The 19,725-nt window shown below is 46.3% G+C and carries 15 protein-coding genes and 1 CRISPR repeat array; of the genes, 10 read left to right on the forward strand and 5 right to left on the reverse strand.

The window, feature by feature from the left end; translation table 11 throughout:
• Positions 1-28: 28 nt before the first annotated feature.
• The gene (locus H6G46_RS00295; RefSeq protein WP_011153748.1) at positions 29-961 is read right to left on the reverse strand and encodes a hypothetical protein; all 933 of its coding nucleotides are present in this window, start codon (positions 959-961) and stop codon (positions 29-31) included.
• Positions 962-1,189: 228 nt separating this feature from the next.
• On the opposite strand from H6G46_RS00295, the gene H6G46_RS18345 reads away from it, so the two are divergent.
• From H6G46_RS18345 to H6G46_RS00315, 4 genes are all read left to right on the forward strand, one after another.
• Positions 1,190-2,635 carry a TIGR03985 family CRISPR-associated protein gene (locus H6G46_RS18345; protein WP_011153747.1) on the forward strand — a complete coding sequence of 482 codons (1,446 nt, stop codon included), beginning with the start codon at positions 1,190-1,192 and terminating at the stop codon, positions 2,633-2,635.
• Positions 2,636-2,658: 23 nt separating this feature from the next.
• Positions 2,659-3,240 carry an HD domain-containing protein gene (locus tag H6G46_RS00305; protein WP_011153746.1) on the forward strand — a complete coding sequence of 194 codons (582 nt, stop codon included), beginning with the start codon at positions 2,659-2,661 and terminating at the stop codon, positions 3,238-3,240.
• A gap of 99 nt (positions 3,241-3,339) precedes the next feature.
• A CRISPR array of direct repeats spans positions 3,340-7,619; the repeat unit is 37 nt; unit sequence GTTTCAGTCCCCTGACGGGGAAAAGAGGGTGTTGAAC.
• Positions 7,620-8,141: 522 nt separating this feature from the next.
• Positions 8,142-9,182 (forward strand): hypothetical protein, encoded by a 1,041-nt coding sequence (locus tag H6G46_RS00310; protein ID WP_011153744.1) that lies wholly within the window; start codon positions 8,142-8,144, stop codon positions 9,180-9,182.
• A 71-nt stretch (positions 9,183-9,253) separates the two neighbouring features.
• Positions 9,254-9,508 carry a hemolysin XhlA family protein gene (locus H6G46_RS00315; RefSeq protein ID WP_041428281.1) on the forward strand — a complete coding sequence of 85 codons (255 nt, stop codon included), beginning with the start codon at positions 9,254-9,256 and terminating at the stop codon, positions 9,506-9,508.
• Between the two features lie 42 nt (positions 9,509-9,550).
• Here the strand turns inward: H6G46_RS00315 and H6G46_RS00320 are convergent, their stop codons facing one another.
• The 3 genes from H6G46_RS00320 to cas1 all read right to left on the reverse strand — a co-directional run bounded on the left by H6G46_RS00320 (position 9,551) and on the right by cas1 (position 11,296).
• On the reverse strand, positions 9,551-9,895 hold the full coding sequence (locus H6G46_RS00320; RefSeq protein ID WP_011153742.1) for a hypothetical protein: 345 nt from the start codon (positions 9,893-9,895) through the stop codon (positions 9,551-9,553).
• Between the two features lie 99 nt (positions 9,896-9,994).
• Positions 9,995-10,276: a CRISPR-associated endonuclease Cas2 gene (gene cas2 / locus H6G46_RS00325; RefSeq protein ID WP_011153741.1), complete on the reverse strand. Its 282-nt coding sequence runs from the start codon at positions 10,274-10,276 to the stop codon at positions 9,995-9,997.
• A 9-nt stretch (positions 10,277-10,285) separates the two neighbouring features.
• Positions 10,286-11,296 (reverse strand): CRISPR-associated endonuclease Cas1, encoded by a 1,011-nt coding sequence (gene cas1 / locus H6G46_RS00330; protein ID WP_011153740.1) that lies wholly within the window; start codon positions 11,294-11,296, stop codon positions 10,286-10,288.
• Between the two features lie 131 nt (positions 11,297-11,427).
• Here cas1 and H6G46_RS00335 point away from each other — a divergent pair, with 131 nt between their 5' ends.
• Both H6G46_RS00335 and csx18 read left to right on the forward strand, forming a co-directional pair.
• Entirely contained in the window at positions 11,428-11,802 is a 375-nt protein-coding gene (locus H6G46_RS00335; protein WP_011153739.1) for a hypothetical protein, read from the forward strand.
• Positions 11,799-12,113, forward strand: a complete 315-nt coding sequence (gene csx18, locus H6G46_RS00340; RefSeq protein ID WP_011153738.1) for a CRISPR-associated protein Csx18 — start codon at positions 11,799-11,801, stop codon at positions 12,111-12,113. Before H6G46_RS00335 ends, csx18 begins: the two co-directional genes overlap by 4 nt.
• Here the strand turns inward: csx18 and cas6 are convergent.
• Positions 12,107-13,207 (reverse strand): CRISPR-associated endoribonuclease Cas6, encoded by a 1,101-nt coding sequence (gene cas6, locus H6G46_RS00345; RefSeq protein ID WP_234376115.1) that lies wholly within the window; start codon positions 13,205-13,207, stop codon positions 12,107-12,109. The two genes, csx18 and cas6, sit on opposite strands and share 7 nt — an antisense overlap.
• Positions 13,208-13,536: 329 nt before the next feature.
• Between cas6 and H6G46_RS00350 the strand changes: the two genes are divergently transcribed.
• From H6G46_RS00350 to csx19, 4 genes are read left to right on the forward strand one after another with little or no spacing between them, the layout of a single operon-like run.
• Positions 13,537-15,213: a hypothetical protein gene (locus tag H6G46_RS00350; RefSeq protein WP_011153736.1), complete on the forward strand. Its 1,677-nt coding sequence runs from the start codon at positions 13,537-13,539 to the stop codon at positions 15,211-15,213.
• A gap of 2 nt (positions 15,214-15,215) precedes the next feature.
• Positions 15,216-17,591, forward strand: a complete 2,376-nt coding sequence (locus H6G46_RS00355; RefSeq protein WP_011153735.1) for an RAMP superfamily CRISPR-associated protein — start codon at positions 15,216-15,218, stop codon at positions 17,589-17,591.
• 4 nt (positions 17,592-17,595) lie between these two features.
• The gene (locus H6G46_RS00360; RefSeq protein ID WP_011153734.1) at positions 17,596-19,164 is read left to right on the forward strand and encodes an RAMP superfamily CRISPR-associated protein; all 1,569 of its coding nucleotides are present in this window, start codon (positions 17,596-17,598) and stop codon (positions 19,162-19,164) included.
• Entirely contained in the window at positions 19,164-19,724 is a 561-nt protein-coding gene (gene csx19 / locus H6G46_RS00365; RefSeq protein ID WP_041428280.1) for a CRISPR-associated protein Csx19, read from the forward strand. Before H6G46_RS00360 ends, csx19 begins: the two co-directional genes overlap by 1 nt.
• The last annotated feature ends 1 nt before the right edge of the window (position 19,725 follow it).

The raw sequence follows: 19,725 nt of genomic DNA on the forward strand, positions 1-19,725 counted from the left end.
ATCTTAAAATTTAGTACGATGTACCGATCTATTTTTCAGAACTAGTCAGGTCGATTAAACGGTGGGCGATCGCCTGGATCATTAACTTATCCCTTAGATTGGCTTTACCCCGGCTGAGACCATAGACTACCCCGGTAATGGGTTGATCTTTGGTAGAAAGATTGACCTCATCGGAGGCATTACCCAAACGACTTTCAACGATCGCCAAGGGTGGTAAACCCAGGTCCTGGCAAAAGTTTAACCATTGCTCCCGTTCTGCCACAGTTTTGTAGAGAATAATGGCGTGGCTGGCTTCGGCCATAATTAAACGGTTTTCTGGGGACGGTAGACCACCAGTATCAATGAGGTTAATGGCTTCATTGGCAGACCGCACCCAATCCGCCGCCGTTTCGGCAAAAGTAGCATTCCAATCCCGCTTATTTTGGGCCCGGAGATTTTCCGCTAGGGCAGGATTATTGACCTGGGTTTGATGCAACCAAGCTCCTTCTCCGTCGGGACAGGCCCGGATCACGTAGGGATAGGGAGCGCCGATCTGGGAGCAGATGGCCTGGCGAATGCCTTCAATTAAGCAAGATTTCCCTGTTTGCGGAAAGCCACACACTGCTACTTTCAGCAGTGCACTGCCGCCAATGGGCACTTCAATCAAACTGCCTAATGGGTAGTCTGCATTACGGCTGATGGCCACAATGTAAACCCGATGCCCCGGCCGACAAACCTTGGGATCCAGGATGGCGATCGCCCCGTAGAGGGGAGTTAATCGTTGGGCCAATACATAGGCAATGGCCACCGACTGGGGCCCATCAACCTTTAACAGTTCGCCCCCAGTTAATTGTCCCTGGCGGATTAATTGATCAATTTGGCTGGCCGCATCCCGCACCAGGCGATCGCCACTGGCGGATTGTTCTCGGTTAAAGCCCACGTAGAGGGTATTTTCCCTCAGGTGCAAATGATAACTAACCATGGGAAGCTAAATCTTTGCTTAGAACCTGTTTATAAAGTCTGATTCTGCCCCCTAAATCCCCCAATACTGGGGGACTTTGACTTAGTTTCCCCCAAAACTTGGGGGGCCAGGGGGGCTTTTCAAACACGCTCTTAGCAAAGGGAATAATCACTATACTCAACAATAGAAAACCAGTTTTTCATGACCTTATAAAGTAGGGTTGGTTCAGCAACAACAATAATTTGCCCCATGGAATCTACGTTTGAATATTCTCCCACAGTCCCTCTACTTTCCCATCTGCTCCAGGGCAAGAGCTTGAAAAATCCCATCAATTTGGGCAAGGCGATACGGCTTTGGGTACTTCTGCGTTGCATCTATGGCCATGAATCTGACCCCATTTACTGCCATCTCAACGAGAGTTTTACCTACCCTGAGTGGCGTGACGCATTCTTCTTAGAACAAAAATTGTTTCATCAAAATTTTAATAGGGATAGTTTAGAACATAGTAATAACCAGTGTCCCTGCCATAAATCTATCCATCAATGGTTATTTGCCGACTATTTAGCAACGGATCAACAACAGTGGTATGAAGATTTTCGGGGAACTTGTTATCTGGCAGAAGATGCTGATATTCAAGGTTTTCTTGATACCTTAAGCTGGGAAAGAAGTAAATCTAATGATGGTAAAAATCGTTTATTTGCCTGTGTTCCTAGGACTATAAATAATAACCTTAAGGAGTTGGTCAAACTGGGTTATTTAGAAAAAATAGGTGATAAATTCCACAAGCTAGAGGAAATTGATTTTAGTTCTCTGGCCCAAAGTAAGCCGGTGGATGCTAACTTTAATTTTCCTAATTTGTCCTATATCCGCCACGAAGATCTCAGTGAAATACCGGATTTATTCCGGGCCACTATGGGCCAGAAACAGCGGTTTTTTATGCACGTTGATTATGTGGTAGCCAAAAGAGATCTAGATAATGATTGGCCCTACCGTTTTCAGCAACTGTGGCAGGAAAATGAGTTTCCCATCCTTAGGCTAGAGTATGACAGCGTAAGTTTACACCGCCTTGTTAAACGCATTACCTATCCGGTCTGCATCTATTATTACCAACGGGCTTTATATCTTTGTGCCTATGGCCAAGATCCCAAAGATAGAAATAAGTTGGATTGGTATAACTATCGCCTTGACCGTATTAAAGCCATGGCCAATTTAGATTGGTCTGATCCAGAAATTCCCTTGCCTTTACAGGAACAATACCAACAACAAAATTTGTTTACTGCTGATTACATTGATACCCAGTTAAGCCGAGGCTTTGGTTTTGATTTTTATAAACCCCTCAAAACCATGGTGCTCCGCTTTAATCAGGATTTTTCTGAGCGGTATATTGACGAAAGTTTCCGCCATGAAACCTTCAAAAAGTTTGACACTGTTCAGCAGTTATCCACTTGGTTAGGGCAACAACAGCTCCAGCCTACTGAAAAGGAACAGTTACAACGGGCAATTAAGCAATGGCAAGCCCAAGGGAAGCAAGAACCAACCCATAGTTATTTCCGCATGGACTATCGCGACCAGGACAATAACGTCATCATGCGTCTGCGAGCTTGGGGACCCAATGTGGAGGTGTTATTTCCCCTGGATTTACGGCAACGGATGGCGTCGGATGTGCAGGCCATGGCAGCCCTTTACTCCCATTAGCAAAATTAGTATTAATGAATTTTATGAATTTATCCCATCCTACTCCCCTCACTCCACGCTTTGGCGATGCTCTAGTATTAGCTAACCAGTTACATGCTCAACAATTTCGCAAGGGTTCCCCAGTGCCCTACATTAGCCATTTGCTGGGGGTAACGGCTTTAGTGCTGGAAATGGGCGGCAATGAAGATGAGGCGATCGCCGCTTTGCTCCATGATGCGGTGGAGGACCAAGGGGGAGAAGCCACTCTCAATGTAATTCGGGAAAAGTTTGGGGAAACCGTAGCTCAATTAGTGTTGGGGTGTTCCGATAGCTCCACAGTGCCGAAACCGCCCTGGGAAGAGAGAAAACAACAGCATTTACAAAAAATGTCTCGCATTTCCCTCGCTGTGCTGAAAATTTCTTTGGCGGATACTCTCCATAATGCCCGCACTATTGAGATCGACCTACACCGCTATGGGAATGATATTTGGCAAAAGTTCAGTCGGAGCAAATCTGGCATTATTTGGTACTATCAGTCTCTTTGGCAAATTTATCAAGACCGCAATCCTAACCCTTGGTCCAATGAGTTGATTGATATTATCAATGGTTGGGCTTACGGCAAGTAGTAAAAAAATTGAACAACGAAATGCTTAATATTTCTGGACGTGGAATGACTCTTGTTCAGGTTTATGACACTGTCAGCAATTGAGATACTTTTGCTGATCGTTTCAGTCCCCTAACGGGGAAAAGAGGGTGTTGAACGAGCCATGGGGTCACTATTGACCACCTCAGGCGCGTTTCAGTCCCCTGACGGGGAAAAGAGGGTGTTGAACCTTGGAAGAAGTTTCCCCTTATGGTAGCGAGCCTAATTATTATGGGGTTTCAGTCCCCTGACGGGGAAAAGAGGGTGTTGAACATCTCAGAACAGCAAAAACGGCAAAACTGGCAACGTTTCAGTCCCCTGACGGGGAAAAGAGGGTGTTGAACGGGTCCTGTTGTTCATGGCATAGTCCGTTGAGGGTGCTTTATTATGTTTCAGTCCCCTGACGGGGAAAAGAGGGTGTTGAACCAGAGGTAACTAAGGCCTTTGAAGACGAAGAGCCCTTGGAGTTTCAGTCCCCTGACGGGGAAAAGAGGGTGTTGAACTGGTCTCCCAGGCTCGGGTAAGTCAACCTACGCCAAGCAATGTTTCAGTCCCCTGACGGGGAAAAGAGGGTGTTGAACCCCTAGAAACCGCCAATGTCTTAGAAACTCCAAAGATAGAGTCTCGTTTCAGTCCCCTGACGGGGAAAAGAGGGTGTTGAACTGGACCGCAATTCGGCGGCGGCGCACTCTGGAGCGGTTTCAGTCCCCTGACGGGGAAAAGAGGGTGTTGAACACAGGTGGCGATTAGACAGGAGAACTTTTTAGGGTTCTCCCGTTTCAGTCCCCTGACGGGGAAAAGAGGGTGTTGAACGGTTATAGGAGAAATAGAAGAGGTCTCCTCCGCTAAAGTTTCAGTCCCCTGACGGGGAAAAGAGGGTGTTGAACAAAAGATGCACTACAAGATTTGCGCAAGATAACTCGTGATAACGTTTCAGTCCCCTGACGGGGAAAAGAGGGTGTTGAACGAAGTTGAAAGACTTCTTCCGGAAGCACAAACAATGGGCGGTTTCAGTCCCCTGACGGGGAAAAGAGGGTGTTGAACCCCAGGCTATCCGCCTAGAAGATGGCAATCTGTTCATGTTTCAGTCCCCTGACGGGGAAAAGAGGGTGTTGAACACAGTGTTTCATACTCTTTCTCAGAGGCGAGGAGGAGTTTCAGTCCCCTGACGGGGAAAAGAGGGTGTTGAACTTAAGGCTGAGCTTGTGCAGGAGCAAGAGGTAAAAGTTTCAGTCCCCTGACGGGGAAAAGAGGGTGTTGAACCTATATGTCAAAGCGCAGGAGGGTTAGCCACAAAGGCTAGGTTTCAGTCCCCTGACGGGGAAAAGAGGGTGTTGAACCAGCGCCAAAATTCACTTGGCTGGCACGCCAAATATCGCCGTTTCAGTCCCCTGACGGGGAAAAGAGGGTGTTGAACCATCCCTTGCTCCGGGAAGGTTGTTGTGGCCATGTTGTTTCAGTCCCCTGACGGGGAAAAGAGGGTGTTGAACCAGCGCCAAAATTCACTTGGCTGGCACGCCAAATATCGCCGTTTCAGTCCCCTGACGGGGAAAAGAGGGTGTTGAACCATCCCTTGCTCCGGGAAGGTTGTTGTGGCCATGTTGTTTCAGTCCCCTGACGGGGAAAAGAGGGTGTTGAACATAAGAGCCCCGGTCTAACCGGGAGGTACCCTCTAGGTGGTTTCAGTCCCCTGACGGGGAAAAGAGGGTGTTGAACAGCTTGTACAGCCATCTCCTTAGGCGCAGCTGCACCGTTTCAGTCCCCTGACGGGGAAAAGAGGGTGTTGAACTGTGCATCGAGCAAGGCCGTTGCCTAGCTTACGAGGTTTCAGTCCCCTGACGGGGAAAAGAGGGTGTTGAACAGCTAAGGAGTGGTGGGATAAACGTATACCAGAATCGTTTCAGTCCCCTGACGGGGAAAAGAGGGTGTTGAACCGCGAGGTGTAGGATCACCCCTCCAGGGCGCAGGAGGCGGTTTCAGTCCCCTGACGGGGAAAAGAGGGTGTTGAACCTCTAAGGAGTGGCGGTTACGCCGATACGTAACCGTTTCAGTCCCCTGACGGGGAAAAGAGGGTGTTGAACTTCTTATTTTTGTCCACTCAATCGCATTATTCTGCTTCTTGTTTCAGTCCCCTGACGGGGAAAAGAGGGTGTTGAACAGATTAGGCAATGTCTAGCTAGGGTAACGCTCCCTATAGTGTTTCAGTCCCCTGACGGGGAAAAGAGGGTGTTGAACTGTTGTACCGAGACGAATACTACAACCCCGACACCAGGTTTCAGTCCCCTGACGGGGAAAAGAGGGTGTTGAACATTAAGGATGTGATCCGATCCATAGAAGATTCCGCTCGTGTTTCAGTCCCCTGACGGGGAAAAGAGGGTGTTGAACAGCCTTGATGGCGTTGCGGCGTTTGATAAGAGAGCGCAGTTTCAGTCCCCTGACGGGGAAAAGAGGGTGTTGAACTCAATTGCAGTATCATCCCTCGGCAAGAGGGGAAATAGAAGTCTAGTTTCAGTCCCCTGACGGGGAAAAGAGGGTGTTGAACCAATATCTAGATCGCCGCTAGTGATTAACCGCCCTGTTTCAGTCCCCTGACGGGGAAAAGAGGGTGTTGAACTGTGCCTGTTTCTAGCTTTGGTGGTCAATCCTACCAAGCGGGTTTCAGTCCCCTGACGGGGAAAAGAGGGTGTTGAACTTAGAATTGAAAAAAGCTTGGGTTATTAGAATAGAGCGTTTCAGTCCCCTGACGGGGAAAAGAGGGTGTTGAACTGCAAGATCTCTATCCTTTATTAGGGATGGGTATATTTAAGTTTCAGTCCCCTGACGGGGAAAAGAGGGTGTTGAACGGGGTGCGTCTACAGCTGCCCTCGTGGCAGCGGGGGTTTCAGTCCCCTGACGGGGAAAAGAGGGTGTTGAACTGAGTTGGTAGCTCCGGTCAAAGGTAACTATAACTTTTCGCTAGTTTCAGTCCCCTGACGGGGAAAAGAGGGTGTTGAACTCAACTCACCTGGACGGCGATCGCCGAAAAGTTTGAGAAACTGTTTCAGTCCCCTGACGGGGAAAAGAGGGTGTTGAACACGGCCGATTCAAATCCTCTAATCCGAAAATGTGGCGGGGGTTTCAGTCCCCTGACGGGGAAAAGAGGGTGTTGAACGAGCACCACCTCGATGCCCACCACTCGGGCTGCCCGTTGTTTCAGTCCCCTGACGGGGAAAAGAGGGTGTTGAACGTTGAGGAATTAACCTCTTCCTATGCGCAGATGCACGAGTTTCAGTCCCCTGACGGGGAAAAGAGGGTGTTGAACTCAGGATGGCTTGCCGTGCCTGTGCTAGTTGACTTTGGCTCGTTTCAGTCCCCTGACGGGGAAAAGAGGGTGTTGAACTGCAGGCCATCGGCAGGTGGCAACTCCAGTCCGCCCAGGTTTCAGTCCCCTGACGGGGAAAAGAGGGTGTTGAACTGTCCGGCACCAGCGTGTCCAGCGACATCTCGACCCGCGGTTTCAGTCCCCTGACGGGGAAAAGAGGGTGTTGAACTGTGCAGCTTATTCATGATGTGAGGATTCGTGAAGAGGTGTGACGTTTCAGTCCCCTGACGGGGAAAAGAGGGTGTTGAACCTTTCAAACAGAAGTGGCGAAAATAGCCTTAATAGGTTTCAGTCCCCTGACGGGGAAAAGAGGGTGTTGAACGTGGGGCCTCGGACAGGAGGACAACTCGCGCCCGGCCCAGTTTCAGTCCCCTGACGGGGAAAAGAGGGTGTTGAACTTGTCGAGCTTAGTAGTGTGGTTTCTTTGCCGGATAACGGTTTCAGTCCCCTGACGGGGAAAAGAGGGTGTTGAACGTGGGGCCTCGGACAGGAGGACAACTCGCGCCCGGCCCAGTTTCAGTCCCCTGACGGGGAAAAGAGGGTGTTGAACTTGTCGAGCTTAGTAGTGTGGTTTCTTTGCCGGATAACGGTTTCAGTCCCCTGACGGGGAAAAGAGGGTGTTGAACCCGCTCATCACCTTTAGGGCTGGCATCCCGTTATCAGTTTCAGTCCCCTGACGGGGAAAAGAGGGTGTTGAACTGCCTAAAACACTCATCGAGAACTACAAATACCAAGGTTTCAGTCCCCTGACGGGGAAAAGAGGGTGTTGAACTTATGAGTCCAACAGCCATTAGGAGGCATTATGCAACTCACAGTTTCAGTCCCCTGACGGGGAAAAGAGGGTGTTGAACTCCCACCACGGGGGCGGGGACTCCAACCCCCCAAGCCCCGGTTTCAGTCCCCTGACGGGGAAAAGAGGGTGTTGAACCGGGAGTTATTGACGACCCCGATTGGTTCTACTACAGTTTCAGTCCCCTGACGGGGAAAAGAGGGTGTTGAACCCTATCACACTGAAAAACAGTCTGTATGCGGTTTTCGAGGTGCCAATCCGCCAAACAAGAGGTAGACGTTTAACGATTTGTTACGTACTGAAAACATAACAATAAAAAGCCTTATTTTTGGCTATAAAGGTCATAGTAATACCTAAATTTGCTGAAAGCAAGCATTAATCCATAAAACTTTACATAAGCTCCGTCAGACAAAGTCAGGCTCACTGCTACAACGTCCGCTGAAAATCGTCAAGTGCTTAACAAAACTTGATCTGATTTGGGAAGCAATTACAGAAGCAAATATTGTCTATGGTAGTGTCCACGAGTTTTATTTTTTACTTCGAGCAAACGCTGACACGACAAGGGTTTGAGACTTATGGCCAGTGTCAACGAGTTGTTGTAATAGCCCTAATTTTGTCGGGATAGACACATTTTGAACCCATAGAAAGGGTAAACTAACATAAATAAACCCAGTCGCGGGTTGGGTGTGTCAGCACCGTTCCCCCACTGGGAGTAACCTATAGCGAGGTCACAATGAGCATTTTACGATACGAAGAAAACGGTATTGAGTTTTTCACTGTGCAGGCCACAGGGGAATCAGGCATGAGCCAATCGGGGTTAGCTCGGTTGTGCGGAGTTGACGAAAAAAGCATCCGAGTAGTACTCAAATCAGTTCGGAGCAGTTCCTGCTCAAATTTCCTGAAACCCTTGCAAAATATAGAGCTAACAGTTCGGAACAGTTATCACGAGTTTAAAAATGTGACCATCCTGCGGGATACAGTTTGCGCCCATATTTTGGAGTGGTATGCCTTTGAATCCCAACGGCCTAATGAAACTGCTCGGCAAGCCTTTCGCAAATTTGCCTCCATGGGAATTCGCACCTGGATTCAGGGCATCACCGGTTGGGAACAAGGCACAGAAGCCCTAACACTGGAACCTGAGGCAAAAAAAACAACCGCAGATCTCGGCAAAATCAAAACAGAGCTAGAGCAACTAGAACATTCCCTGCTGGTGGCCCTCAAACATCGCCACGCCATCCACAACATAGTGGAGCAACCCACCGTGGTGGATCTGACCCTCCAGCAAATTATTCACACCGCCGTCCATGTGCAAGCCAAAACCTTGAACGAAGCCCTAAAGCAATTGGCCCTGTTGCGCCATTGGTTCACGGAATGGGATTTTAGTGCCTTAATGGATGCAAACCAAATCAGCCAACATAATCAGTTTTGGGAAGAAGTGGGTACCCTACGGGCTGAAAACGAAGCCCTGACCCGTCGTTTAGCAATTTTGCAAGCCCAACGGTCTAATTTGCCCTACACTTCCCCAGAACAGGCCAAAATGAACCTGGAAGAGCGGATAGAATGGCTCACCCAAGCCCTATTAACCCACCAAAAACGACCCGACGGCGATCGGGCTAAAAAGATTTGTCGGTTACAGGCCACCATCCTCGCCCGCTATGAAGCTGGGGAATCCCTCAAGGCGATCGCCCAGGAGCTGGAATTGGATTATGAAACAGCCAGGACCTATGTGAAAAGGACTCGAGCTAATTTGCGGCTCCAAGTAGTAATGTCCTGAGCTAGGTTGGGCATCACGCTAAAATCGGTGTGTGCCAGGAAAACCCAGGTCATTTTGGGACATCTACAACTATGCCAACCATAGAAACAGACCTGAAAGAGATCCTAACCAAGATTGATGATCATCTCGGCAAAATTGATGATCGTCTGGGCCGATTGGAGACAGGGCAGGCCAGAATGGAGGAAAAACTGGGTAATTTGGATAGTCGTGTAGAGAAACTAGAGGACAGTCAGAGCAAGCAAATTTGGACATTGATCGGTATCATCGGCACAACCGTTATCGGTGTTATGATTCGCTATGTTTTAACTGCCCTCCCCAATCCGTGACCAACACAACCAAAAATCCCTCAACGGCGATCGCCATTAACATTAAGACGTGGGGAGCCACCCAAAAAGTTTAGCCGCCCCGGCAATGAGGGCAACGATTAAAGCAGTCAGAATTCCCCTGTTGAGAAATTCCTGGTTTTCCAGCCGTTTGCCAATGCCAGAGACTTTTTCATCAAGGGTTTTGATTTGTCCTGTTAACTTTTCATCAACAGCCTTAATTTGCCCCGTTAACCTTTCATCAAGGGCATTGATTTGTCCAGTTAACTTTTCATCAAGGGCACTGATTTGCCCTTTTATTTCTGCTTGGGAAACCTTGAGTTCATTAAGATCCTTTTGGATACTGACTAAAATATCCTCTAGCTTAATTTCAACGGTGGGGTTAGGCATGGGCTGATATCCTGGCTATCAAGCAGTTCCTATCTGCTTTGAAGATAACCGATTTGGGAAGAAGTCTGCTCTGTTTTTTGACTATTTGCTTAAAAGGCTTTAGAGAATCAGAAAATCTGGTGGCTCATACAGGTCAGGGCTACCGAAAATTTTAGCTTGGCTGCGGCTTTGTCTCTGGAGTGGATAGGCCCGTAAACTATCCTCCTTTAAATTTAACTCCTTCAGCCATCGGCGATGTAGTAAATCCGTCAATACCTTTTCTGGTAATGGACATTCAAACACCGAATATTGGACCCGTTGACAACGTTGTTCGAGTAACTTTGCCAATTTACGGCGGCGTTTGTCGTCCCGCACATCGTAACAAACTAACCAAAAATCCATGGCTTTTCCCTAGGACAACGTGAACGGTTCATAGTCCAAACTTGATTCCAAACAACATCGTCCCAAACAGCGGGCCTGCTCCAAAATAATTTGCTGGAGTTTTAGTCGACGGGATTGGGGACTGTAAAGAAAGCTGGTTTGTAGAATACTCTCCAACTCCGTCAGAAATAGCTTTTTTGCCGTTATACCCAGCCATATTCCTAGCCCATCATAGGATGGTTCAAAATCTAGAGGGTCCAATATACCAGAGCGGAGCAAACGCACAATGGCTTGATCCACTACTACTGGGCGAAACTCCTCCATTAAATCTAGGGCCAGATTAGGGCGATAGGGCTGGGTGGCATGGAAAAATCCGAGGTAGGGATCTAAACCTGCCTGGACGATGGCAGAAAATACCCGAGCCAGTAGCACTCCATAGCCCCAACTGAGTAACGCATTCACGGGATCTTTGGGGGGACGACGATTCCGCCCCGTAAAAGACCAGCCTTCCGGTAGGCAAAATTGAAAAACCTGATAGTAATGTTTAGCACAAATGCCCTCAATGCCCATTAATTGATCTCGGGAAGAATTACCAAGACCGGAGCGCAATGATAAACGATAGGCCCCAATCAGGTCGATCGCCTCCGCCAGGGCATTATTTTTTTTCCCCGTGTCTCGGTGACGACGTTGGAGGATGGCCCGTTGATTGGTCACCTTACCTAAAATTAACCGTTGGGCTAAGGCTGTGCCAAACGTGGAGTCCAGCACCCGATATTGGGCAATGCGGGTGAGGGGATTGGTGGCAAACTGCCCCTGTAAACGGCCCCGAAATTGACCATCCCGCCGCAAAAAAATGGTTTCAATGCCCTGATCCATCAAAACGGCGATCGCCACATCGGTTAACTGCACGCCGGGAAAGAGCACTAGCAAGTCGATCTCCGCTAAGCGGGTAATGACCTGCCGGGATTTTTGTTTGATCTGTAGTTGCTGATTGTGATAACTGACCTTGGTTCCGGGTTCTGTCAGGTAAATACTAGTCATTAAACATTTTTGCTAAAGTTCTATTTAGAAATAAAAGTTAATAAATATTTTTCTATTACCTTGTAATATAAAGAGAAAAAAGAAGTTTAACAACTATAGTATTTTGTCAAAGCGGTTTTAAACTACTAATTATGGAAAACCCTAATCAATACCAAAACTATGCCCAGCAAATGGATAAAGAAAAATCAGAGCGACTAGTTCGTAAAACTTTGTATATTTCTCGTCGAGCCATTTGGGTGAACATTCTTTTGTCCATTTTGATCTCTTACGTTGCAGGTTATATTCACACCCGCCGCTGGAAAGCTTTGGGGATTGTTGTTGTGGGGACTTTCGTATTTGGTTTCTTGACTGCCTCAGAAAATGAAAGCCTTGAAGAAGCGGTGGAAAGAGGGATAACTCTTTCTCCTTTATTTGGTTTGATTGGGACTATTGATAACAGCTTGGCCATTCGTCGGGCCCGCCAAACAGTAGCCAATGGTAATGTTGACGCCCCGGGGAACCAATGAAAATCATTATTACTGCCAAGGGTGCATTGCTCCGTAATCTGGCCACAGCTTTAGTCAATGGTGCGATTACCCTGACTATTTTGCTGATTGCGCCTTTGGGTTTACTAGCAGTGATCACCAACACTGTTCTGATCATGATCTCCACTTTTGTGGTTAACAGCTTTGGCGATCGGGTAGTGCAGTGGGTCCTTAAACCCGAAACCATGGGGGCACAAATTGGTTATGGAGAGCAAACTAACGTTAATAAAGAAAACCTATTACCGGGGCAAGGATTGCCTCAATCACGGGATCAAGGACCTCGTAATTATTGAACATTGGCTAAGGCCCGCTTAGCTCGTTTGCTGTAGGTGCGGGCTGTCTCATAAGGTAACTGTAAATCCAGGGCGATTTCTTGCAATGATTCCCCCTGTTCTCGGCGGACAAAAATAGTGGCTAGCGTATGGCAAATTTCCTGGGCTCTCTGCCCTCCTGTCCGTTGACGCTGGGCTAGGAGGAGAGAGGCGCATTGATCTATCCGTTGCGTTAACACCTGAGTCTGTAAATCTTCTTGGAGGCACGCAAAAGTTTTTAGGTCCGGGGTAGCCCAGCCCGCCATTGTTTGCCCCAAACCAAAGGTGGTTTTATGCCCAGTGCCACAGTAGGGTCCATATCGACAGAGGGCATGGAACAAGCGGCCATAATCATCCCCATCATTACGGGCCTGGGGCGTAAGGACTAGGGACACTGCTCCCACAAATCCCACCACTGAGCCTTGTTTTCCCGCTGTGGTCTTCACCGACTCCAACCAATGGCGATCGATCACCACATTTTGGGGCACCCAATAGTCCAAAAATGGCTCCGGCTCGAACGCCAAACCAGAAAAATCATTCCAACGCCGTAGATAACTTTGCAGAACATTGCGGGGCTCTGGTAACGGATAGTGATTGCCTTGGCGACGGAAACTGGTAGGGCTAGTGAAAGTAAACTCTTGCCGTCGGGGTAAAGCACCCTGGGGCCATAACTGTTGATAGTTATGGGGGGCTAGGTAACAATCAACGGCTTCTACCCATAATGTTTGGCGAGCTAGGACAATTTTGTTTGGCAAACGGGCTAGCCAAGGTTGTAAAGCTTCGATTAAAGCCCCTGATAGTAAATTTAATTGCCAATGGTAGGTCTTATTTATTTGCCAGTGCCAATGACCTTCTTGCCAGAGGGTAGGCCCTATCAGGCGGGAAATGGTGAAGGGCTTTTCCCCTTGACCATCATGGAGCCAGGCAGAAACATCGGGATCAATGGCCTGCACTTGATGCAAAAACCAAGCATGGAGTCCTTTAACGTAATGACTTTCCAGGCGACAGGGGCGGTCGAAGCGCAGTTGCCAGCGTAATCCCACCATTTCGGCCCCAGCTAAGGATTTTAGATCCACCACGTATCCCCACCCCTGTTGATTAAACGATAGTTAACAAATATTTACCTTAAATTTGCCCAAGAATTGATCCCCTTTCGGAAATCTGGACTACCTTGAGGACAATCGACTAATAATTTTTACGTAAATGTAAACTTAAGAAAACATTTATGAACTTTTACCAAGATAGTTACATTGCTTGGCTCTAGGATGTTAATAGTAGATGTACCAAGCAAAAATACATAAGTAAAAGATAATTATTTTTTGATGTTTGATCGACCATGGTGGGGATAAGTTAAAAGTACTGCAACACTTCGTCCTATCCGACCCTTTCGTTAAGTCAAATTTTTATGTTTCTAGTTCTAATTGAGACTTCCGGTAATCAGCATTTTATTTTCTCGACTAATAAACTAAGGGAAAATATTGGTGCATCAGAGTTGACCTATCTTGCTACAACGGAAATATTGTTCCAGGGGGTGGATAGGGTTTTCCAGACTAACTACTATGACCAATGGTCTGACACAAACTCCCTAAATTTTTTGGCAGATAGTAAGCTTAATCCCGCCATTGATGATCCTAAAAATAACGCTGACATTGAAATTTTATTGGCTACCTCTGGAAAGGCGATCGCCCTGGTGAAAGAAGAGGGCAAGGCTAAACAATTAATTAAAGAAGTTACCAAGCAGGCCCTAATCAATGCCCCGGGTTTAGAAATTGGTGGTATTTATGTGAATTGTAATTGGCAAGATAAATTAGGGGTTGCCAAAGCAGTTAAAGAAGCCCATAAACAGTTCGAAGTAAATAGGGCTAAACGGGCTGGGGCTAATGGTCGCTTTTTGCGGTTACCGATCGCCGCTGGGTGCAGTGTAAGTGAATTGCCTGCCTCTGATTTTGACTATAATGCCGATGGTGACAAGATTCCTGTTTCTACAGTCAGTAAAGTTAAACGGGAGACTGCGAAATCTGCCAAAAAACGTTTGCGGAGCGTTGATGGTCGGCTAGTTAACGACCTAGCACAATTAGAAAAGTCCTTTGACGAATTAGATTGGTTAGCAGTGGTCCATGCCGATGGTAATGGTTTGGGGCAAATTTTACTAAGTCTTGAGAAATATATTGGTGAGCAAACAAACCGCAATTATATTGATAAATATCGTAGACTTTCTTTAGCCCTGGATAACTGCACCATCAACGCTTTTAAAATGGCGATCGCTGTCTTCAAAGAAGATTCCAAAAAAATTGATTTACCCATTGTCCCATTGATTTTAGGTGGAGATGACCTAACGGTAATTTGTCGGGGGGACTACGCCCTAGAATTCACCAGGGAATTTCTTGAAGCATTTGAAGGGCAGACAGAAACACATGATGATATCAAAGTAATAGCCCAAAAAGCCTTTGGCGTTGATCGCCTTTCTGCCTGCGCTGGGATCAGTATTATTAAGCCCCATTTTCCCTTCTCTGTTGCCTATACTTTGGCGGAAAGATTAATTAAATCAGCTAAGGAGGTCAAACAAAAAGTTACTGTGACAAATAGTTCGCCAATAACTCCTTTTCCCTGCTCTGCCATTGATTTTCATATTCTCTATGACAGTAGCGGCATTGATTTTGACCGTATTCGTGAAAAATTACGGCCGGAAGATAATACCGAGCTTTACAACCGTCCCTATGTGGTGACAGCAGCGGAGAACCTCAGCCAAGCCCAGGGTTATGAATGGTCCCAGGCCCACAGTTTGCAAACACTAGCGGATCGGGTTAGTTATTTACGTTCCGAAGATGGGGAAGGAAAATCTGCATTACCCAGCAGTCAAAGCCATGCCCTACGAACGGCATTGTACCTAGAGAAAAATGAAGCAGACGCTCAATATAGCTTAATTAGCCAACGCTACAAAATTCTCAAAAACTTTGCGGAGGACGGAGAGAATAAATCACTATTTCATCTCGAAAATGGCAAGTACGTCACCAGATTTTTAGATGCACTGGATGCCAAAGATTTTTTTGCTAACGCTAACCATAAAAACCAAGGAGAATAACTATGCGAGGAATTGAGATAACCATAACCATGCAGAGTGATTGGCACGTTGGCACTGGCATGGGTCGGGGGGAACTGGACAGTGTTGTACAACGGGATGGAGATAATCTGCCCTATATTCCCGGCAAAACCTTAACAGGTATTCTGCGGGATAGCTGTGAACAGGTTGCCCTAGGTTTAGATAATGGTCAAACCCGAGGGCTTTGGCATGGGTGGATTAATTTTATTTTTGGCGATCAACCTGCCCTAGCTCAAGGAGCTATTGAGCCAGAACCTAGACCTGCCCTAATCGCCATTGGTTCTGCACACCTTGACCCTAAGTTAAAAGCGGCTTTTCAGGGCAAAAAACAATTGCAAGAGGCGATCGCCTTTATGAAGCCAGGGGTGGCTATCGATGCAATCACGGGCACAGCTAAGAAAGATTTTTTACGCTTTGAAGAAGTAGTTCGTTTGGGAGCGAAATTAACTGCGGAAGTTGAGTTAAATTTACCCGATAATTTGAGCGAAACCAATAAAAAAGTTATTGCTGGTATTTTAGCCAGTGGAGCAAAGTTAACCGAGAGATTAGGCGGTAAACGTCGCCGGGGCAATGGGCGCTGTGAATTAAAATTTAGTGGTTATTCTGATCAACAAATTCAATGGTTGAAAGACAATTATCAATCTGTTGATCAACCACCTAAGTATCAACAAAATAAATTACAATCTGCCGGAGATAATCCAGAACAGCAACCCCCTTGGCATATTATTCCCTTAACCATTAAAACCCTTTCTCCTGTTGTTTTACCAGCTCGTACAGTCGGTAACGTTGTCGAATGTTTAGACTATATTCCCGGGCGTTATCTACTGGGCTATATTCACAAAACCCTAGGGGAATATTTCGACGTTAGTCAGGCAATCGCCGCTGGGGATTTAATTATTACCAATGCCACGATAAAAATTGATGGTAAAGCAGGACGAGCTACCCCATTTTGTTTGTTTGGGGAAAAACTAGATGGAGGATTAGGTAAAGGTAAAGGAGTTTATAACCGTTTCCAAGAATCGGAACCTGATGGCATTCAATTAAAGGGAGAACGGGGCGGCTATGTTGGCCAATTTGAACAGGAGCAAAGGAATCTGCCAAATACGGGGAAAATTAATTCAGAGTTATTTACCCATAACACCATTCAAGATGATGTCCAGCGGCCCACCAGTGATGTGGGGGGAGTTTATAGCTATGAAGCTATTATAGCCGGACAAACATTCGTCGCTGAGTTACGTTTACCAGATAGCTTAGTCAAGCAAATTACAAGCAAAAATAAAAATTGGCAAGCTCAACTAAAAGCTACAATTCGCATTGGTCAGTCTAAAAAAGATCAGTATGGCAAAATCGAAGTTACGTCGGGAAACTCTGCTGATTTGCCTAAGCCTACGGGCAACAATAAAACTCTTTCTATTTGGTTCTTATCCGATATCCTTCTCCGAGGCGATCGCCTAAATTTTAATGCTACTCCGGATGATCTCAAAAAATACTTAGAAAATGCTCTGGATATCAAGCTCAAAGAACGATCAGACAATGATTTAATTTGCATTGCTCTCCGTTCCCAGCGGACAGAATCCTGGCAAGTACGGTGGGGTTTACCCCGGCCATCTCTAGTGGGTTGGCAAGCTGGTAGTTGTCTGATTTATGACATTGAATCTGGCACTGTTAATGCCGAAAAATTGCAAGAATTAATGATCACCGGCATTGGCGATCGGTGTACAGAGGGTTACGGTCAAATCGGTTTTAACGATCCATTACTTTCGGCTTCCCTAGGAAAGTTGACAGCTAAGCCTAAAGCTTCTAACAATCAGTCCCAAAACAGCCAATCCAACCCATTACCCACTAATCATCCTACCCAAGATTATGCTCGATTAATTGAAAAAGCGGCTTGGCGGGAAGCAATTCAAAATAAAGCCTTAGCCTTGGCATCTAGCCGAGCGAAACGGGAAGAAATTTTAGGCATTAAAATTATGGGAAAAGATAGTCAACCCACCATGACTCAATTAGGAGGATTTCGCTCCGTATTAAAACGGCTACACTCAAGAAATAATCGAGATATTGTCACAGGTTATTTAACAGCTCTAGAGCAGGTTTCTAATCGAAAAGAAAAATGGAGTAATACCAGCCAAGGATTAACTAAAATTCGTAATTTAGTCACCCAGGAAAATCTCATTTGGAATCATCTTGATATTGATTTTTCGCCGTTAACTATTACCCAAAATGGTGTTAATCAGCTAAAGTCTGAACTTTGGGCGGAAGCAGTGCGAACCCTTGTTGACGCTATCATTCGGGGTCATAAACGGGACTTAGAAAAAGCTCAAGAAAACGAATCTAATCAACAGTCACAGGGAGCAGCTTAACACCATGGCTAGAAAAGTTACTACACGCTGGAAAATTACAGGCACATTAATTGCAGAAACCCCTTTACACATTGGTGGTGTGGGTGGCGACGCTGATACGGATTTAGCCCTGGCGGTTAATGGTGCGGGTGAATATTATGTGCCAGGGACAAGTTTAGCCGGTGCTCTGCGGGGTTGGATGACCCAGTTATTGAATAATGATGAGTCCCAAATTAAAGATCTTTGGGGTGATCATTTAGATGCAAAACGGGGAGCTAGCTTTGTTATTGTTGACGATGCGGTTATCCATATACCCAATAATGCTGATGTTGAAATTAGGGAGGGTGTTGGCATCGATCGCCATTTTGGAACCGCCGCCAATGGGTTTAAATATAGCCGAGCAGTTATTCCCAAGGGTTCTAAATTTAAATTGCCATTAACTTTTGACAGTCAAGATGATGGGCTACCGAATGCGTTGATTCAATTGTTGTGTGCCTTAGAAGCAGGGGATATTCGCCTTGGGGCCGCAAAAACCCGGGGTTTAGGTCGCATTAAACTAGATGATTTAAAGTTAAAATCCTTTGCTTTAGATAAACCAGAAGGTATTTTTTCTGCTTTATTAGACCAAGGTAAAAAATTAGATTGGAATCAATTAAAAGCAAACGTTACCTACCAGTCTCCTCCCTATCTAGGTATTAGTATTACCTGGAATCCCAAAGATCCCGTCATGGTGAAAGCTGAAGGGGATGGACTGGCGATCGATATTTTGCCCCTCGTTAGTCAAGTGGGAAGTGATGTTCGATTTGTCATTCCCGGCAGTTCCATTAAGGGGATTTTACGAACCCAGGCTGAACGTATTATTCGTACTATTTGCCAGTCTAATGGTTCTGAGAAAAACTTCCTAGAACAATTACGAATCAATCTGGTTAATGAATTATTTGGGTCTGCTTCTTTGAGCCAAAAACAAAATGGCAAGGATATAGATCTGGGTAAAATCGGAGCCTTGGCAGTGAATGATTGTTTTTCTAGTTTATCCATGACCCCAGATCAATGGAAAGCGGTAGAGAATGCCACGGAGATGACGGGGAATTTACAGCCTGCTCTTAAACAAGCTACGGGTTATCCCAATAATATTAGCCAAGCTTACAAAGTACTTCAACCGGCCATGCACGTCGCTGTAGATCGGTGGACAGGGGGAGCTGCCGAAGGAATGCTTTACAGCGTGCTCGAACCCATTGGGGTCACCTGGGAACCGATCCAAGTTCACTTGGACATTGCCCGTCTCAAAAATTATTACCACGGTAAGGAAGAAAAACTTAAACCGGCGATCGCCCTATTGCTTCTTGTATTGCGGGATTTAGCTAACAAAAAAATTCCCGTAGGCTATGGCACTAACCGCGGTATGGGAACGATTACTGTCAGTCAAATCACCCTCAATGGCAAAGCCCTCCCCACTGAACTTGAACCTTTAAACAAAACAATGACTTGTCCTAATCTCACCGATCTAGATGAGGCATTTCGTCAGGACTTAAGCACTGCTTGGAAAGAGTGGATTGCCGATCCCATTGATCTATGCCAGCAGGAGGCCGCCTAATGAAGAACCTTTACCACTACCACCAATATGAAATTACCCTCGAATCCGCCGTCGATTCTTGCAAAAACCATCTCCAAGCGGCGATCGGGCTGTTGTATTCTCCCCAAAAGTGTGAACTAGTCAAACTGGATAACTCAGGCAAGTTAGTTGATTCTTACAATCGTCTTAAGTTCAATAACCTAGGCGTATTTGAAGCCCGCTTCTTTAATCTCAATTGTGAACTGCGATGGGTCAATGAATCTAATGGTAATGGCACTGCCGTCTTGCTTTCAGAATCGGATATTACCTTAACTGGTTTTGAGAAAGGTTTACAGGAATTTATTACGGCGATCGACCAACAGTATTTACTCTGGGGTGAACCCGCTAAACATCCCCCTAATGCTGATGGCTGGCAACGACTAGCGGAAGCAAGGATCGGGAAACTCGATATTCCCCTCGATAACCCGTTAAAACCCAAAGATCGAGTTTTTCTCACCAGCGAAGAGTACATTGCTGAAGTAGATGATTTTGGTAATTGTGCCGTTATTGACGAACGTTTAATTAAATTGGAGGTTAAGTAAA

This window comes from Synechocystis sp. FACHB-908 (assembly GCF_014698595.1).
Taxonomy (GTDB): domain Bacteria; phylum Cyanobacteriota; class Cyanobacteriia; order Cyanobacteriales; family Microcystaceae; genus Synechocystis.

Bases quoted from the DNA above. Each gene is read 5' to 3' on its own strand.
- H6G46_RS00305 (WP_011153746.1), top strand. From the start codon at position 2,659: ATGAATTTATCCCATCCTACTCCCCTCACTCCACGCTTTGGCGATGCT.
- H6G46_RS00355 (WP_011153735.1), top strand. From the start codon at position 15,216: ATGCGAGGAATTGAGATAACCATAACCATGCAGAGTGATTGGCACGTT.
- H6G46_RS00360 (WP_011153734.1), top strand. From the start codon at position 17,596: ATGGCTAGAAAAGTTACTACACGCTGGAAAATTACAGGCACATTAATT.
- H6G46_RS00310 (WP_011153744.1), top strand. From the start codon at position 8,142: ATGAGCATTTTACGATACGAAGAAAACGGTATTGAGTTTTTCACTGTG.
- H6G46_RS00335 (WP_011153739.1), top strand. From the start codon at position 11,428: ATGGAAAACCCTAATCAATACCAAAACTATGCCCAGCAAATGGATAAA.
- H6G46_RS00350 (WP_011153736.1), top strand. From the start codon at position 13,537: ATGTTTCTAGTTCTAATTGAGACTTCCGGTAATCAGCATTTTATTTTC.
- H6G46_RS18345 (WP_011153747.1), top strand. From the start codon at position 1,190: ATGGAATCTACGTTTGAATATTCTCCCACAGTCCCTCTACTTTCCCAT.
- H6G46_RS00320 (WP_011153742.1), bottom strand. From the start codon at position 9,895: ATGCCTAACCCCACCGTTGAAATTAAGCTAGAGGATATTTTAGTCAGT.
- csx19 (WP_041428280.1), top strand. From the start codon at position 19,164: ATGAAGAACCTTTACCACTACCACCAATATGAAATTACCCTCGAATCC.
- cas2 (WP_011153741.1), bottom strand. From the start codon at position 10,276: ATGGATTTTTGGTTAGTTTGTTACGATGTGCGGGACGACAAACGCCGC.
- H6G46_RS00315 (WP_041428281.1), top strand. From the start codon at position 9,254: ATGCCAACCATAGAAACAGACCTGAAAGAGATCCTAACCAAGATTGAT.
- H6G46_RS00295 (WP_011153748.1), bottom strand. From the start codon at position 961: ATGGTTAGTTATCATTTGCACCTGAGGGAAAATACCCTCTACGTGGGC.
- csx18 (WP_011153738.1), top strand. From the start codon at position 11,799: ATGAAAATCATTATTACTGCCAAGGGTGCATTGCTCCGTAATCTGGCC.
- cas1 (WP_011153740.1), bottom strand. From the start codon at position 11,296: ATGACTAGTATTTACCTGACAGAACCCGGAACCAAGGTCAGTTATCAC.